The organism is Limnohabitans sp. DM1, from assembly GCF_001269385.1.
Taxonomy (GTDB): domain Bacteria; phylum Pseudomonadota; class Gammaproteobacteria; order Burkholderiales; family Burkholderiaceae_C; genus Limnohabitans_A.
On the sequence record NZ_CXOO01000038.1, the window covers coordinates 1 to 13,913 of the forward strand.

The following is a 13,913-nucleotide window of genomic DNA, read 5'->3' on the forward strand; positions in this document are numbered from 1 at the left end:
CGACATGTCGCCCGCCTTCATCTCGGGGGTTACCCAGCATTTGCCCAACGCCCGGATCACGTTTGACAAGTTTCACATCATCGGTCACGCAAGCACTGCAGTGGACAAGATGCGCCGGATCGAGCAGAAGACCGACAAGTCTCTCAAGGGCATGCGCTGGACTTTGCTCAAAGACACAGCCAAGCTCAAACCGGAGGCGGCAGCTGAACTGGATGCGTTGATGGCMAAGATGACCGTCAAACGCACGGCCAGGGCGTGGTCCTACAAAGAGCAGTTGCGTGAGATCCTTGATCGAAAGCAGATCAACGTTGTGCGAACCATGCTGGATCACTGGTGCACATGCGTGATGCGCTCCAAGGTCGAACCGATGAAGGACGTTGCCAAGATGATCCGCGCTCATATGGAAGGCATCGTGGCCTGGGCGCAGACACGCCAGACCAACGGATTCCTCGAAGCCATCAACGGTTTGTTCCAGGCATCCAAGCGTCGTGCGCGTGGGTTTACGCGAATCACAACGATCAAGACTGTCATCTTCTTGATCGCCGGGAGACTCGACTTCCACGCTATCAATCCTCATGCTGGGCAACCCACTTGAAATTCATCAGAGCCCCATGAATTGAACACGCAAGCTCGCAGCCACGTTCGTGCCTGAAGCGGGGACATGGATTTGCAATGCAGAATTCGTCAGCGGGGTATAGATGCTGCGCACAGCAGCTGCAACTTCTGGCCTTGTGCCCGCCGGTAACAGCGCGGCAACTTCTGACGCCATGTAGGCGTGAGAGATGCGCATCCAGATATTGCCTGTCAACACCGCCTTGTACACATCCAGCGTACTCGGTCCACCTAGGAGCGACTGCAGCACCGGTGTGTCGGTGTCGTCAGGGTACGGACCTGTTTTTTCTTGAACGCGAACCTCGATGTTTTTGCTGCCAACGGTGACCGCATACACCGGGGTTTTTCGGTAATCGGGGTGGGCGTCGCTGTTGAGGTACAGCGCCACTTTGGCTCCTGCCGGGGCTTTGGCCTTGATCTCTGCAACACCATTGCAGACCACCCGGCCAGGCTTGCTTTTGTAGCTGCTGTGCACCACGCCGTTGATTTCAACAGCATAGGGCATAGCCACATCTCTGGATGTCGTGATGCTGAACTTGTAGGTTACCGTGTACAGCAAAGGGACCGGTACATTAGTGACCTTGCCCAGGTTGTTGGGCAATGTTTGGCTCGAAACGGCCGCGTGGGTAGAAGTATGGGTTGCCATAGTTAACAGCCTTGATCCTTGATGTCTTCGTTCGCTTCAGGGTCGGTTTGAGGTCCGCCCCAGAACAGCTGGATGGCGTTCGGTTCGTTGGTGGCAATCACCGCTGTTTTTCCATCAGAATCCGTTTTTCCTGCAAATTTTTTTCCATCTTCCAGAACCACCTGATACGAGAGTCCAGCAACGGCTTGCCCTGTCCCGGGGTCAACTGCCCGGAACTGTTGATGGAAACGGTTTTGACTGACGCGCGGCATAGCCGGCATCACCACCGGCAAACTCTTGCCCTTGGGCGTCGCATGATTGGCTGCATGATTCGTCCACCCCCCGCTGGTGCCGTCCTCGATGCCCGAGGCTTTGAAGGTGGTGAAGCTACCCCCGCCATTGATCACGATCTCTTCTTTGGCGGTGAAGGTGATCCGGTTGGCCGTTTGTGTGATCTTCACTTTGGCCAGGAAGCGGATGGATTTGTCCAGCGCTTGCATGTCCACGTTGGCCATGGCGCTGACGATCTTGATGCCGGCTTTGTAAGAGAAAAGGCGCAGGGCTTGTTCTGCACTGACCAGCAAGCTCTTGCCCGCGCTCACACTGGTGTGCCCGCCACTGGTGATGGCGTGGTGCTGGCCGCTGTGCTGGTGTGTGCTTTGCGGTGTGGTGCTCTCGATGCCCGCAGGGCTGGCCAGGACCAGGTGCGGTTCGCTCAGTTCAGGGAATTTGCCTTCTGTTTTTCCGTCCCCAGCAATGGCCTTGTTTTGCGCTTCAATGGCTTTGGCTACGTCGCCTTGGTCGCTGGCTTCCTGCGCCTGGTGTTGCAGCGCCAAGTCGCCCAAACTGTCGTGCTGGCTGTGGGCGTTTTGTAGTCGGGCTGCGGTCTCGCTCAGGTGGGTGATGTGGCCATTGGCGTTGGGTCGGCCCTCGGTGCTGATGAGCAGGCCGTCTTTGGCTCTGACTGCGCCGTGTCCGTCGGTGCGCAGCTCAAAACCTTCGCCACGGTGGTCTTTTCTTCCCGCGTTGTCTTCGATGCGCGTGATGTGCCCCAGGCTCAGCTGGCTGTGCTGGTGGTCGCTCTTGATTTGCGCCTGGATCTTTTGGTCGGTGTCGTCCAGCACCAAGTGGTTGCTTCGGCCCGCTGCGCTGTTGCCTCCGCCGGGTTTGAGCTCTCGGCTTCTGAAGCCGCTTAAGGCTTGCTGTGCAGGCAAGGCCCAGGGCGGCGTGTTCATCTGGTTGTAGACCCGGCCGGTGCAGATGGGCTGGTCTGGGTCTCCACCCAGAAAGTCCACGATCACTTCTTGCCCGATGCGCGGCACGTGCATGGCACCCAGTTGGTTACCCGCCCACGCGGCAGACACCCGCACCCAGCAGCTGCTGTTGTGGTTCTTGGCGCCATAGCGGTCCCAGGGGAACTGCACTTTGATGCGCCCTAAAGGATCGGTGTAGATGTCGCTTTGTGCGGTGTCAGCGTCTGGCCCGCAGACCAGGGCGGTCTCAGGGCCGTGGGTGTGGGGTTTGGGCTGAATGCCTTCGGGGTGCAGTAGTTCGGTGGTGGGCTGCACTTCAAAGCGCACCTCGATGCGCCATTGGCCGGACAGGCGTTGGGCGTCGGACAGGGCTTTGATCTTTTTAGCTTTTCGACATCCAACAAAAATGAAATCTCCATTCACTTCACATCCCGCGTGCTAGGTTTTACATCAGGTAAAAACTCAATGCTTTGAATGATCTTGAGCGCGATAGGTGTCAAGTCGCCGCGTTTACCATCGTTCAGATAGGCGACATCACCACGTCCACAAAGAACCTTGGATGACTCGAATAAACAAAAACCAAACTTCGCTTGCGAAACCTCTCGTCACCCGTCAGATCTTCAAATGTTTCGACCCAGCCGTGCGAATTAACAGCGCGAATGTCATAGATATTTGTAGTGGCAATTATTCGATCAGCCAGATTTCTTTCATATGGCGGATTCAAGTACGAGGTGCAACACGGTTTAACGAGGCGTGAAACACCTCGTGGGGTGTCTTGAATCCCAGCCGCTTTCTGGGGCGGTGATTCAATCTGTTTTCAATCATAGTCAACTCCTCATCGGTGACAGTTTCCATGCGCCGCTTCTTGGGAATGTATTGGCGCAGCAAACCATTGAAGTTCTCGTTGCTGCCGCGCTGCCAACTGCAATACGGATCGGCAAAGTAGGTCTGGATGCCAAGGGTCTGATCGATGGCCTGGTGATCCGCAAACTCCTTGCCGTTGTCCACCGTCAAAGTCTTCACCCGTGAGATCAGGGGCTTGAGTTTGGCTTCAATGGCCCGACCCACCAAATCAGCAGACTTGTTGGGCACTTTGGCCAGCACAGCAAAGCCACTCTTGCGTTCTACCAGTGTCACGATGGCTTGTTTGTGAGCCGCGCCAATGACGGTATCTCCCTCCCAGTGGCCAACTTGCTTGCGATCTTCAATGTGGCTTGGCCTCTCGCTGATAGGGCGGCGATTGGGGATCTGGCCACGTCTGTCACGCCCGCACAGGTGGCGTTTGCGCCGGGGCTTTTGGCTGCGCAGGTTTTTGTGTAAATCACCGCCAGCGGCTTTGTTGGCATACACATGCAAATAGACGCTCTCATGGCTGACAGCCACCTTGCCTGCAATCTGCTCGGGGCTCCATTGAATGCCCAGGTAGAAATCCACATCGGACCAGACTTTGGAATCTACACGGCGGGCATTACGGCTTTGCTGTGCCCGCTCAGTCGCCTTGGCGCAGGCTTGTTCGGCGCGATAGCCACGCTGGCCACGACCACGGCTGAGTTCGCGGCTGATGGTGCTGCGGCTCCTGCCCAATGATCGGGCGATCTCGGTGATGGTCTGTTTGGCTTTCAAGAGGCTGTGAATTTGATATCGTTCTTCTCGGCTGAGGTGCTTGTACATCTGGCAACTTGGACTTGGCGGTTTGAGTGGCCATGATGCCTTGACATCCTCAGCCACCCATCACCGGGTTCATCTTTGTTGCACCTCGTACTTGAATCCGCCTTTGCAAAAACGGTTCGCCCTCGGGCGCAAAGGGGATCAGTGCCTCCTCGGCTCGCAGCAATTGGCTGGGGTGATGCCCGTGCTGCGGCTGCCATTGGGGCGTGGGTTGTTCCAACCATGCTTCGATAGGGGCGTGGTGTGCCGCAGCCGTGTTGGTGGTGATGGTGATGTCGGTGGGGCTGCTGGTGTGTTCTGGGCTGGTTGTGGCGGCGGTGCTAGGCGATAGGTCTGGGCGCTGCCAGCCCAGTGCTTGAATCAAACTGTCGGCGCAGGCTGGCCAGGTGTAGTCACGCAACAGCGTTTCTCTAAGCTGGTGGGCTTTGCGCTGGTATTCGGCGGGGTCTCTTGCGATTTGAATCAGCGCATCAGCCAGTGATTTTTTGTCTCTCTCGGAAAAAAATGGATGCTGGAGCTCGCCTTGGACATCCAGAGCGTGAACCAAGTGCAACAAGTCCTTGCCTTTGAGTAGGTGGTAAACCCCGCTTTTCTGACTCAGGACCAAGGGCACACCCGCGGCGATGGCCTCCCAGGCCACCAGGCCGAAACCCTCGTGCCAAGAAGGCACCATGCACACGCTGGATTGGCGCAATTCCGCAAACAAGGCTGGGCGGTCTTGCGTGAAGGGCAGGGCTTTTATGTTGATCACGCGACCTGCTTGGGTGTGCGCAAAGGCTTGGAGTTCTTGCTCGGCATTGGCGTAGTTCGGGCCGGGTTGGTCCTCTAAGGCTATGCCACGCAGGGTTATTTTGGGTTCGGATGCACCTTGTAAAAGCGCAGGCAGCCCGGGGTCGTTGTCGCAGCGGTGAACAGCATGCGCAAACCCGGCAACGCCCAGGTGGGCTTGCTTGATTTTTTGTGCTCCAGCGTCCAGCCGCCCGCTGATAAAGGCGGTAAATTGGTGGCGGTGCTGCTGGGGCTTAATCTCTGCCAAGCCGGGAATGAGCATAGGCACATCCGCTATGGCTGCATCCAACAAATTCGCCAATGCTCTGCGCAGCAAAGGCCCCACGGCCAGTCTCACATTGGCGGATTGGAACAGTGCTGTTTGCGCCTGCGTCTTGCCTTCGGCAGTGGCGCTGTTTTCGGCAAACGCTTCATAGTGGTCGTAGCTCATGTGGTGTATTAGTGCTGAGCGACCACCGTAATTGGGCACCATGGCATTGGCAATAGCACCCGTGATGCGGTCATGCCCCAGCCACACCGTTTGCAGTGGGTCTATGTCGGGCAGCTTTGCAAAGAGCTTTTCCCTAACCAGCGCTGTATGCTCTGCACCCAGTTGGCCAGACGGGAGCACAAGGTTGACCAGCTCCACCTGGAATTGGTTTTTAGCGCTTGCTATATCCGACTCGTCGCAATCGGGCACCACGCAGACCACGCGCAGCCATTGCCAATGCGCTGCCGCTACTGCCTGAAGCAGGTCTGTATTCAAGGCGTTAATACCACCGAATTTTGAGCCCCAGGCGGTGGCAAATGCGATGAGGGAATGGGTTTTTTTCATGAAATGATTTATCCGCAAGAGTTCAAATAGTAATCCATTGGTTTCCTGTAGGCCCCCTGAAATGGATGAAAAATGGGGCGGAAGTGTCGAACTCGGGGGAACCGATCGAGGAATACCTGAAGTCCAACGTCGTGTAGGAAGGCCATTCCGCCAACTTCGGCGCTGCCGGTGCTCGCACCGAGATGCCTGGCTGCTCGCTGTGCATGGGCAACCAAGCCCAGGTGCGCGAAGGCGCGACCGTGGTGTCCACCTCTACGCGCAACTTCCCCAACCGCTTGGGCAAGAACACCAACGTGTTCTTGGCCTCGGCCGAATTGGCGGCGATCGCGTCCAAGCTGGGCCATATCCCGACAGTCGCCGAGTACCACGAAGCCATGGGCATCGTGAACAAGGACGGCGCGGCGATCTACAAGTACCTGAACTTCAACCAGATTGAAGAGTACGTGGAGAACGCCAAGGGTGTGACCGCTTAAGCGATCGTCCCTCCCTGAAAGCACAAACGGCCCTTTGGGGCCGTTTGTGTTGGTGATCACAGAGGATGTGATCGCTGCATCAGTCCCTTATCCACTTGATTTCTCTACCCTCTTGCTGAACCCTTGCAGGGTTTCGACAATCACTGACATCTGTTTGGCCCACTTAGGCTCGCTGTATTCTCTGACCGATTGCCTCACCCTTGAGGGGGCATAAGCACCTCTTGGAGACTTTTCAATGGCTTTTGCTTTTCGCGGCCTCAGGGTTTGCACTTTACTCACCGCCATGGTCTTGATGACCGCGGCGCAAGCTCAATCCGATTGTCGGCCAGCGCCTGCGGGCGTGGCCCAGTTGCTTGAAAGTCGACCCGGCTTTCATCGGGTCCGAGGGCCATTGGCCGAATTCGATCCCTGCCACCGTTCTGTTCAATTGTCGATGCCAGGTCTTTTTGCGGACAAGCTGGCCGACAAGCCACCTTTGATGATCATTGCCCACGGGGGTAATGGACCTGGCTCAGCCGAGCTGGAAATGGTTCGCCGGATGAATGCGCGAGGCGTGGCCACCTTGTTATTTGATGCCTATGAGATGAACGGTTTTCAGTACCGTGGCACCTCGTTGTTTTTGACCGGCACCACCAATGAATCGCGCCAGCGCATGATCTTCAAAGCCACCTTGGGTGCTTATGACTGGATTCGACAAAACGCCCGCATTGACACCACACGCCTTTACATTCACGGTTTGTCCAACGGTGGCAGTGTGGCGTTGAACATGGCTGCTGTGGTGGATCCCGCGCATGTCCGCATGGTGTTTTCTGAGGGGGCGCCTTCGGCAGGCATCGGCATGCCTGATCAGATCCGTGTGCCCCTGAAAATGGTGTTCGGCAAGATCGACAACTATGGCGGCAGAACGGCAGACGACTGGATGCACCTGCGCACCGACCCCTGTGTGGTGAACCTGCCCGCCGAGGGCGCGGCGCCAGGCACGGCCCAGCGCTGCAGCCTTCAGGTCAATCCAACGGCGCAGGGACTTTCGCCTTACCAATGGGGAGAACAACTCAAGGCCGAGGGGCAGCCGGTGGAATTTTGGTTTTACGATGAAGCAGCGCACGGGTTGTTGGCGGGACCGATCGATCGAGGGATGCGCACTTACGGTTCCGGACCCACGGCTTCCCAACGCTTTGGCTGGATTGGTGCGAGTTCCAACGCAGCCAACCGTTTTGTCGCTGACCTGACAAAGGCCATCAAAGCAAGCTACCCGTAAATCAGACGCTGATGGCTGCCGAAAATGCCGTGGTTTGGGGTCGTCTCGACAGTGCTTTCGAAGGGCAGGGCAGACGCAGGAGCTTTTCGTTGATTCATCGGACATGTCCCAGCAGCAACCATGGTCAATGGTCGTCGCTCTGAAGAATGCTCGCACAGAGCGTAAGGTGAAGGTCATTTTTTTGGAGAACCTATGCTCAATCGTCGCCATTTCTTAGGCACAGGCCTTGCCGGTGCAAGCGCCTTGACCTTTTCCTCCGTTTGGTCGCAAAACACCCCCCAGTTCGGCGCGCCCGAATTGCCCTCGGTGGGTTTCAAGCGCATGAAGCTTGGCACGATGGAGGTGATTGCCTTGAACGACGGTGCTGTGCGGCGTCCGCTGGGCCAGGAGTTTGTGCCTGCCGTGCCGCTGGACCAGGTCAAGGCCTTGCTGGCATCACAAAACCTGCCCACCGATTACATCGACGTGCCCTACACCCCGTTTTTGTTGATCAACGGTAACCAGCGCTATTTGTTTGACACCGGTTTTGCCGACAACGGCCCGCCCACCACGGGCAAGCTGCTGGGCAACTTGGCCGCAGCGGGCTTCAAGCCCGAAGACATCAACAATGTGGTGCTGAGCCATTTTCATGGCGACCACATCAACGGCTTGCGCTTCAAAAACGGCAGCCTGGTCTACCCCAACGCCCGCGTGCATGTGCCGGCCCCCGAGCACGCCTTTTGGACAGACGAAGCCCGCATCGCGGCAGCGCCAGCAGGCATGCAAGGCGCTTTTGGGGCTGTCAAACGTGCCTTGACGGGTTTGACGGCAGACCAACTGGTCAAGTTCGAACCTGGCAGCAACGTGGCCCCTGGCATCCAGTCGGTCGCCGCCTTTGGTCATACCCCGGGCCACACCTTGTTCACGGTGCGCTCCGAGGGGCAGTCCTTTGCCTACGTGGCCGACATCACCAACGTGCCGTCCCTGTTCGCCCGCAACCCCGACTGGGCGGTGCTCTTTGACATGAACCCCGAAATGGCCCGCCAAAGCCGCCGCAAGATCTTTGACCTGCTGGTCAAGGAAAAAATGATGGCCGGTGGTTTCCACTTCCCCTTCCCGGCCTTTGGGACCATCACGCCCTCGGGCAACGGTTACCAGTTTGTGCCCGTGGCCTGATTCACCACATCAGCCGCACGCAACCAAAGCCCGGGTCTGACAGCCCGGTTTTTTTTGTGTCCGTTTTGGACAGTGGCACCCCGGGTGCTTGGCTACGATGTGCGCTGTGCTCAGCGACAGGACCCCAAGGGGGCTTCGCATTCCCAGTTTTTCGGAGACCTCACCATGAAAACCACCACCTTGGGCAAAAGCCCCCTGAAAGTGTCTCGCCTGTGCCTGGGCACCATGATGTTTGGGGACCAAACACCGTTGGAAGATGCGCGCGCCATCGTGGCCGATGCGCAAGAAAAAGGCTGCAATTTCATTGACACTGCCGACGTGTACACGCTCGGAAAATCCGAAGAAATCGTCGGTCAGGTGCTCAAGGGGCAGCGGCATCGCTGGGTGTTGGCCAGCAAGGTCGGCAATGCCATGGCGTCCCAGCCCAACTGCCAGGGCTATTCGCGCAGCTGGATGCTGCGCGCCTGCGAAGAAAGCTTGCGCCGTCTGGACACCGACCACCTGGACATTTACTACCTGCACCGCGACTACAACGGCATGAACCTCGAAGAGCCCCTGCGGGGCATCGAAGCCTTGCTGCGCGACGGCAAGATCCGGTACTGGGGCATGTCCAATTTCCGGGGCTGGCGCATCGCCGAGATGGTCAACATGGCCCGCCAGATGAACATGCCCGGCCCCGTGGTGTGCCAGCCTTATTACAACCTCCTCAACCGCTTGCCCGAGGTGGAAATTCTGGAGGCCTGCGGGCACTACGGCTTGGGCGTGGTGCCCTACAGCCCGATTGCACGCGGCGTGCTTACGGGCAAATATGCGCCCGGCCAAACGCCCGCAGAGGGCAGCCGCGCCGCCCGGGGCGACAAGCGCATTCTGGAGACCGAGCTTCGCGAAGAGTCGCTGCACATTGCGCAAACGCTGCGCCAGCATTGCGAGTCCAAAGGCGTGTCGCTGGCGCACTTTGCCACCGCCTGGGTGCTGGCCAATCGCCATGTGAGCGCGGTCATTGCTGGCCCCCGCACGCTGGCGCAGTGGCAAGACTACGCAGGCGCTTTGGAGGTGAGCATCACGGCCGAAGACGAAGCCCTGGTCAACAGCCTGGTGGCCCCGGGGCACCCGTCCACGCCGGGGTACAACGACCCGTCTTATCCTTTGAATGGGCGCTGAAACAGCCCGGCGAGTGGCTCTGGGACACGCTTCCACCAGGGTGCAGCCATGCCAGTCACCTGTGTTTGCTCCGGCACTTGGGTGTTGTGCCCATTTGTCGTTGATCGTGGCGCTTGCGCAGCGGGCGTCAAAGCAATCAGGCTGTCTTGCTGTGCCTCAATCACGGCGCGATCACTGTGCAAACAGAAGCTGTCTCCGGCTTGCCAAAAGTGGTCAATGGGGTCATGGCTTTCTGTCAGCCACACGCAGCCTGAGATCACGCGCAACTGCACGGTCAAGGGCTTGTGCACTGTCAGGATGCCTTGTGCAGGCAATGTTTGGCAAGGTGTGGTGTGCATGAAGTTCTTTCGTCAAGAGTTGGAAGCCTTGACTGTTGTTCACAAGCGCCGATGGCGGTAGACACAACGGCCCCCCATGACGTACATGACAAGCCCTCATGAAGCGCATCTGTTGGGTGCAAATGGGGGGGGATCTGTACTGCCTTTTGGCCCGGAAGTGCACAAGCGCTGCTGCACAATGGACACGCCATGAATGCAATGCTTTTTTCTACTCCCGCCTTGTCTCAACCACGCTACGTGCAGATGGCCACGCGCATGGCTGAGCTGATCGACTCGGGGGCTTTTCAGCCCGGGCAGCGCCTGCCTTCGGTGCGCGACACCGCCGCCCAGGAAGGCGTGTCCATTTCAACGGCCATGCAGGCGTTTCGCTGGCTCGAAGACAGGGGGCTGGCGCACGCCAAGCCCAAGGCGGGTTACTTTGTACTCAAGCATCGACAACGCATTGCACTGCCGTTAGTTGGGCGGCCACCCACGCACAGCGTGCCCGTGGAGCAGCGCAGCCGTACCGATGTGATTCGCCGTGAGGGCCATCAGGCCATCCAGGTGAACTTGGGCGGCTATTGCCCGCGTGACTCCCAATTGTTTGACGAAGACCGTGTGCGCGTGGCGGTGGCGCGTGCTGACCGGGTGCATCGGCGCACCTTGGTCGAGTATTCCAACGAGGCAGGCACACAGGCCCTGCAAAACGCCGTGGCCCAGCGAGCCTTGCATCTGGGGTGCTCGCTCAGGGGCGAAGACGTGGTGATCACCTCCAGCTGCATGCAGGCCATCAGCCTGTGCCTGATGGCGGTGACCCGGCCGGGCGATGTGGTGGCCTTGGAGTCGCCCACGTTTTTTGGTTTTTTGGATCTGTTGGAGTCGCTCAATTTACGCGTGGTCGAAATTCCTTCGCACCCGCGCACGGGCTTGTCTTTGCCCGCCTTGCAGCTGGCGCTGGACACCCAACCGATCAAGGCTGTGCTGGCGGTGCCCACCTTGTCCAACCCTTTGGGGGCGATCATGCCTTTGGCTGAAAAAAAGGCCTTGGTGCGTTTGTTGGCCCAGTACCGTGTGCCGCTCATTGAAGACGTGGTCTTCAACGATTTGCTGGCGTCTGACGAACGGCGTCGGGCCGTCAAGGCCTTTGATCAGGATGGTTCGGTCATGGTTTGCGGCTCGTTTTCCAAAACCATTTCGCCTGGAGTCCGTTTGGGCTGGGTAGAAGCCGGCCGCTGGAAAGAGCAGGTGGTCACCCTCAAACGCGTGCAGGGTGCCGCCACCAACGAAGTGATGGAACATGCCCTGGCTGACTTGCTGACCCAAAGTGCTTATGAATCCCAGATGAGACGTTTGAGTGCCACCATGAAAGCACGCTTGCAAGAGGCCCGGCGTTTGGTGAGCGCGCATTTTCCCAAGGGTACGCGAGTGAGCGACCCTCCGGCGGGCTACACCTTGTGGGTGGAGTTGCCCGCAGCGTTGGACAGCATGCGCTTGTTCGAAATGGCGGCCGCTGAGGGCATCACTTTTGGGCCTGGGCCTTTGTTTTCGGCCACGGACCGCTATGCCCATTGTTTGCGTCTGAGTTTTTCAGGGGCTTGGGGCGATGCTGAGAAAAAGGCGCTCAGTCGCTTGGGGCAGATGGCAAATGCCCTGCTTGAGGGGCGTCCAGCGCCATAAAGCTGCCGTCCATGTGAGATCGACTGATGGATCCCATGCGGGTGTCAGTCTCTTCCAGAGCCATCTCCTCATCCATGACTTGACATGAATCCAGTTATTTCTGTACAGTCTGTACAGAAATCAAGGATTTGGCCATGTCAGACACCCCGCAATACGGGCTCGAACAAGCACGGGCGCAGCTGCCGCTCATCGCCTCTGAGGCGCTGGCGGGCTCCAGCAGTGTGATCACGCGCCACGGTAAACCGGTGGCGGTGGTGGTGCCGGTGGCGCACTGGCGTGAGGAACAAGCCCGCTCTTTGAAGCAAGGCGGTGTGCTGGCCTTGCGGGGTTCGGGCCGTGGCCTGTGGCCGGAGGGTGCGGCCCCAGCGGTCGCGCAGCTGCGCGATGAGTGGGCCTGAGCGGTGGTGACCCGTGTGCGTGCCTCGGCGTCGCTGTGGGGCGGCCTGAGTGAGGGGGCCACGGTGCTCGTGGACACCGCACCCTGGATTTACCTGCTCGAAGACCATGCCGAATTCGCGCCCCGTTTTGTGGGTCTGTTCGAAGCCGCAGAGCGCGGCCAGATTCAGCTGGCCTTGAGCACCGTGACCTTGGCCGAAGTGTTGACCGGCCCTTTCAAGGCGGGCCAAACGGCGTTGGCCAAACGCTACGAGACGGCGCTGGGCGCTTACCAAGTGGTGCCCTTGGCCGCGGCGGTGGCCAGTCTGGCGGCCCAGTTGCGGGTGCAATACCGCCTCAAATTGCCTGATGCGGTGCAGCTGGCCTCGGCGCTGCAGATTGGCGCGGCGGCCTTGGTCACGCATGACCGGGACTTTTCTGCGGTGCAGGGTTTGCCGGTGCTGATGGGCACTTGAACCCCCTTCATGCCTCGCAGTGGCCGAGATTTGAAATGAGGGCTTCGCGCACAATCGCAGCATGACAAACATGGCGCACAAACAGGTGGTGATTGCAGGCGGCGGTATTGGCGGCTTGGCCGCTGCTCTGGCGTCTGCGCAGCGCGGCGTGCCGGTGCAGTTGCTCGAGCGCGCAGCGCAGCTCAGCGAGGTGGGGGCGGGCATCCAGATCGGGCCGAATGTGACGCGCATCTTGCAGGCCTGGGGTCTGGGTGCGGCGCTGGCGCAGGTGGCGGCTTTCCCCAAGCAGTTGCAAGCGCGCGATGCGCAAACCGGGCAGGTGCTGGGCACCTTGCCTTTGGGCGAGCGGGCGCAGACACGTTACGGCGCGCCTTACGCCACCATCCACCGCGCCGATTTGCAGGGCTTGCTGCACACCGCGGTGCAGGCGGCGAGCGTCAATGTGCGCCTGGGCCAAACCGTGCAAGGCTGGCGCGTGACCGCTGATGGTTTGGAGGTCAACACGGTCAATGGCCCCAGCGTCCAAGCCGATGCATTGATTGGAGCCGATGGCGTGTGGAGCGCGGTCCGCCAGCAACTGCTGGGCGATGTCCCGGCGCGCTTTACCGGGCACTTGGCTTACAGGGCGCTCGTGGCGCAGGCCGATTTGCCCGCACACTTGCGCAGCGACCAAGTCACCGTGTGGATGGGACCGCGACTGCATGTGGTGCATTACCCTGTGCGCAGCGGGCAGTGGCTCAATCTGGTGGCCATCGTGCACGGTGCCAAACCCGAGCAATCTCAAGACTGGGACCAGGCCGGGCACACCCAGGCGCTGATGCAGGCCATGGGCGCGGTGGGCCGCGATTTGCACGAGCGTTTGGCATCGGTGCCCGCCTGGCGGCAATGGGCGCTGCATGACCGAGTGCCTGTGAGCAGGGCCAGCGACATGGCGCAAGGCCGCGTGGCTTTGCTGGGTGATGCGGCGCACCCCATGCGGCCGTATTTGGCGCAGGGCGCGGGCATGGCCATCGAAGACGCACAAGCCTTGGCGCAGTGCCTGAGTGTGGGCAACGCGACGGTGCCGGAGCAGCTAAAGGCCTATGCCCAAGCACGCTGGGCGCGCAACGCCCGCGTGCAAGCGCGCGCCATCCGCAACGGCCGTATCTTCCATGCCCAAGGCGCGGTGGCGCTGGGGCGCAACCTGTCGATGCGGCTCATGGGCGGGCGGTTGATGGACCAGCCGTGGTTGTACGGGGGCAGCTGACCACTTTTGTCGTA

13 protein-coding genes and 1 pseudogene are annotated in these 13,913 nt (G+C 59.4%); 9 read left to right on the forward strand and 5 right to left on the reverse strand.

The genetic code is table 11. The annotated features are described in order from the left end of the window. Window positions 1-595 (forward strand): transposase (locus tag AMM33_RS15090; protein WP_194945485.1); only part of this gene is annotated, 595 nt, incomplete at its 5' end. A 6-nt stretch (window positions 596-601) separates the two neighbouring features. Here the strand turns inward: AMM33_RS15090 and AMM33_RS15095 are convergent. The 4 genes from AMM33_RS15095 to AMM33_RS15110 all read right to left on the reverse strand — a co-directional run bounded on the left by AMM33_RS15095 (window position 602) and on the right by AMM33_RS15110 (window position 5,761). Further along, a complete protein-coding gene (locus AMM33_RS15095; protein ID WP_194945486.1) occupies window positions 602-1,258 on the reverse strand; it encodes a hypothetical protein in 657 nt (218 codons plus the stop codon). Window positions 1,259-1,260: 2 nt separating this feature from the next. Beyond that, entirely contained in the window at window positions 1,261-2,913 is a 1,653-nt protein-coding gene (locus tag AMM33_RS15100) for a DUF2345 domain-containing protein (RefSeq protein ID WP_090142136.1), read from the reverse strand. A gap of 297 nt (window positions 2,914-3,210) precedes the next feature. Then, window positions 3,211-4,161: an IS30 family transposase gene (locus AMM33_RS15105; RefSeq protein WP_090142137.1), complete on the reverse strand. Its 951-nt coding sequence runs from the start codon at window positions 4,159-4,161 to the stop codon at window positions 3,211-3,213. 49 nt (window positions 4,162-4,210) lie between these two features. Beyond that, window positions 4,211-5,761 (reverse strand): glycosyltransferase, encoded by a 1,551-nt coding sequence (locus tag AMM33_RS15110; RefSeq protein ID WP_090142138.1) that lies wholly within the window; start codon window positions 5,759-5,761, stop codon window positions 4,211-4,213. 137 nt (window positions 5,762-5,898) lie between these two features. Between AMM33_RS15110 and AMM33_RS15115 the strand changes: the two are divergent. The 4 genes and pseudogenes from AMM33_RS15115 to AMM33_RS15130 all read left to right on the forward strand — a co-directional run. Further along, window positions 5,899-6,234: pseudogene (locus AMM33_RS15115) on the forward strand (aconitase family protein); the annotation flags it as partial. Between the two features lie 478 nt (window positions 6,235-6,712). Next, window positions 6,713-7,492, forward strand: coding sequence for a dienelactone hydrolase family protein (locus AMM33_RS15120; protein ID WP_194945487.1), 780 nt, complete (start codon window positions 6,713-6,715; stop codon window positions 7,490-7,492). A gap of 243 nt (window positions 7,493-7,735) precedes the next feature. Beyond that, window positions 7,736-8,647 carry an MBL fold metallo-hydrolase gene (locus tag AMM33_RS15125; protein WP_369802451.1) on the forward strand — a complete coding sequence of 304 codons (912 nt, stop codon included), beginning with the start codon at window positions 7,736-7,738 and terminating at the stop codon, window positions 8,645-8,647. A gap of 165 nt (window positions 8,648-8,812) precedes the next feature. Further along, entirely contained in the window at window positions 8,813-9,808 is a 996-nt protein-coding gene (locus AMM33_RS15130) for an aldo/keto reductase (RefSeq protein WP_090142141.1), read from the forward strand. On the opposite strand, the gene AMM33_RS15135 is transcribed toward AMM33_RS15130, so the two are convergent. Beyond that, window positions 9,787-10,146 (reverse strand): DUF2917 domain-containing protein, encoded by a 360-nt coding sequence (locus tag AMM33_RS15135; protein ID WP_090142142.1) that lies wholly within the window; start codon window positions 10,144-10,146, stop codon window positions 9,787-9,789. The two genes, AMM33_RS15130 and AMM33_RS15135, sit on opposite strands and share 22 nt — an antisense overlap. Window positions 10,147-10,335: 189 nt before the next feature. Here AMM33_RS15135 and AMM33_RS15140 point away from each other — a divergent pair, with 189 nt between their 5' ends. From AMM33_RS15140 to AMM33_RS15155, 4 genes are all read left to right on the forward strand, one after another. After that, a complete protein-coding gene (locus AMM33_RS15140) occupies window positions 10,336-11,802 on the forward strand; it encodes an aminotransferase-like domain-containing protein (RefSeq protein ID WP_228768169.1) in 1,467 nt (488 codons plus the stop codon). A 134-nt stretch (window positions 11,803-11,936) separates the two neighbouring features. Next, window positions 11,937-12,200, forward strand: coding sequence for a type II toxin-antitoxin system prevent-host-death family antitoxin (locus AMM33_RS15145; protein WP_090142144.1), 264 nt, complete (start codon window positions 11,937-11,939; stop codon window positions 12,198-12,200). 6 nt (window positions 12,201-12,206) lie between these two features. Then, entirely contained in the window at window positions 12,207-12,653 is a 447-nt protein-coding gene (locus tag AMM33_RS15150; protein WP_194945488.1) for a type II toxin-antitoxin system VapC family toxin, read from the forward strand. 61 nt (window positions 12,654-12,714) lie between these two features. Beyond that, window positions 12,715-13,899, forward strand: coding sequence for an FAD-dependent monooxygenase (locus tag AMM33_RS15155; protein WP_090142146.1), 1,185 nt, complete (start codon window positions 12,715-12,717; stop codon window positions 13,897-13,899). Window positions 13,900-13,913 lie beyond the last annotated feature (14 nt).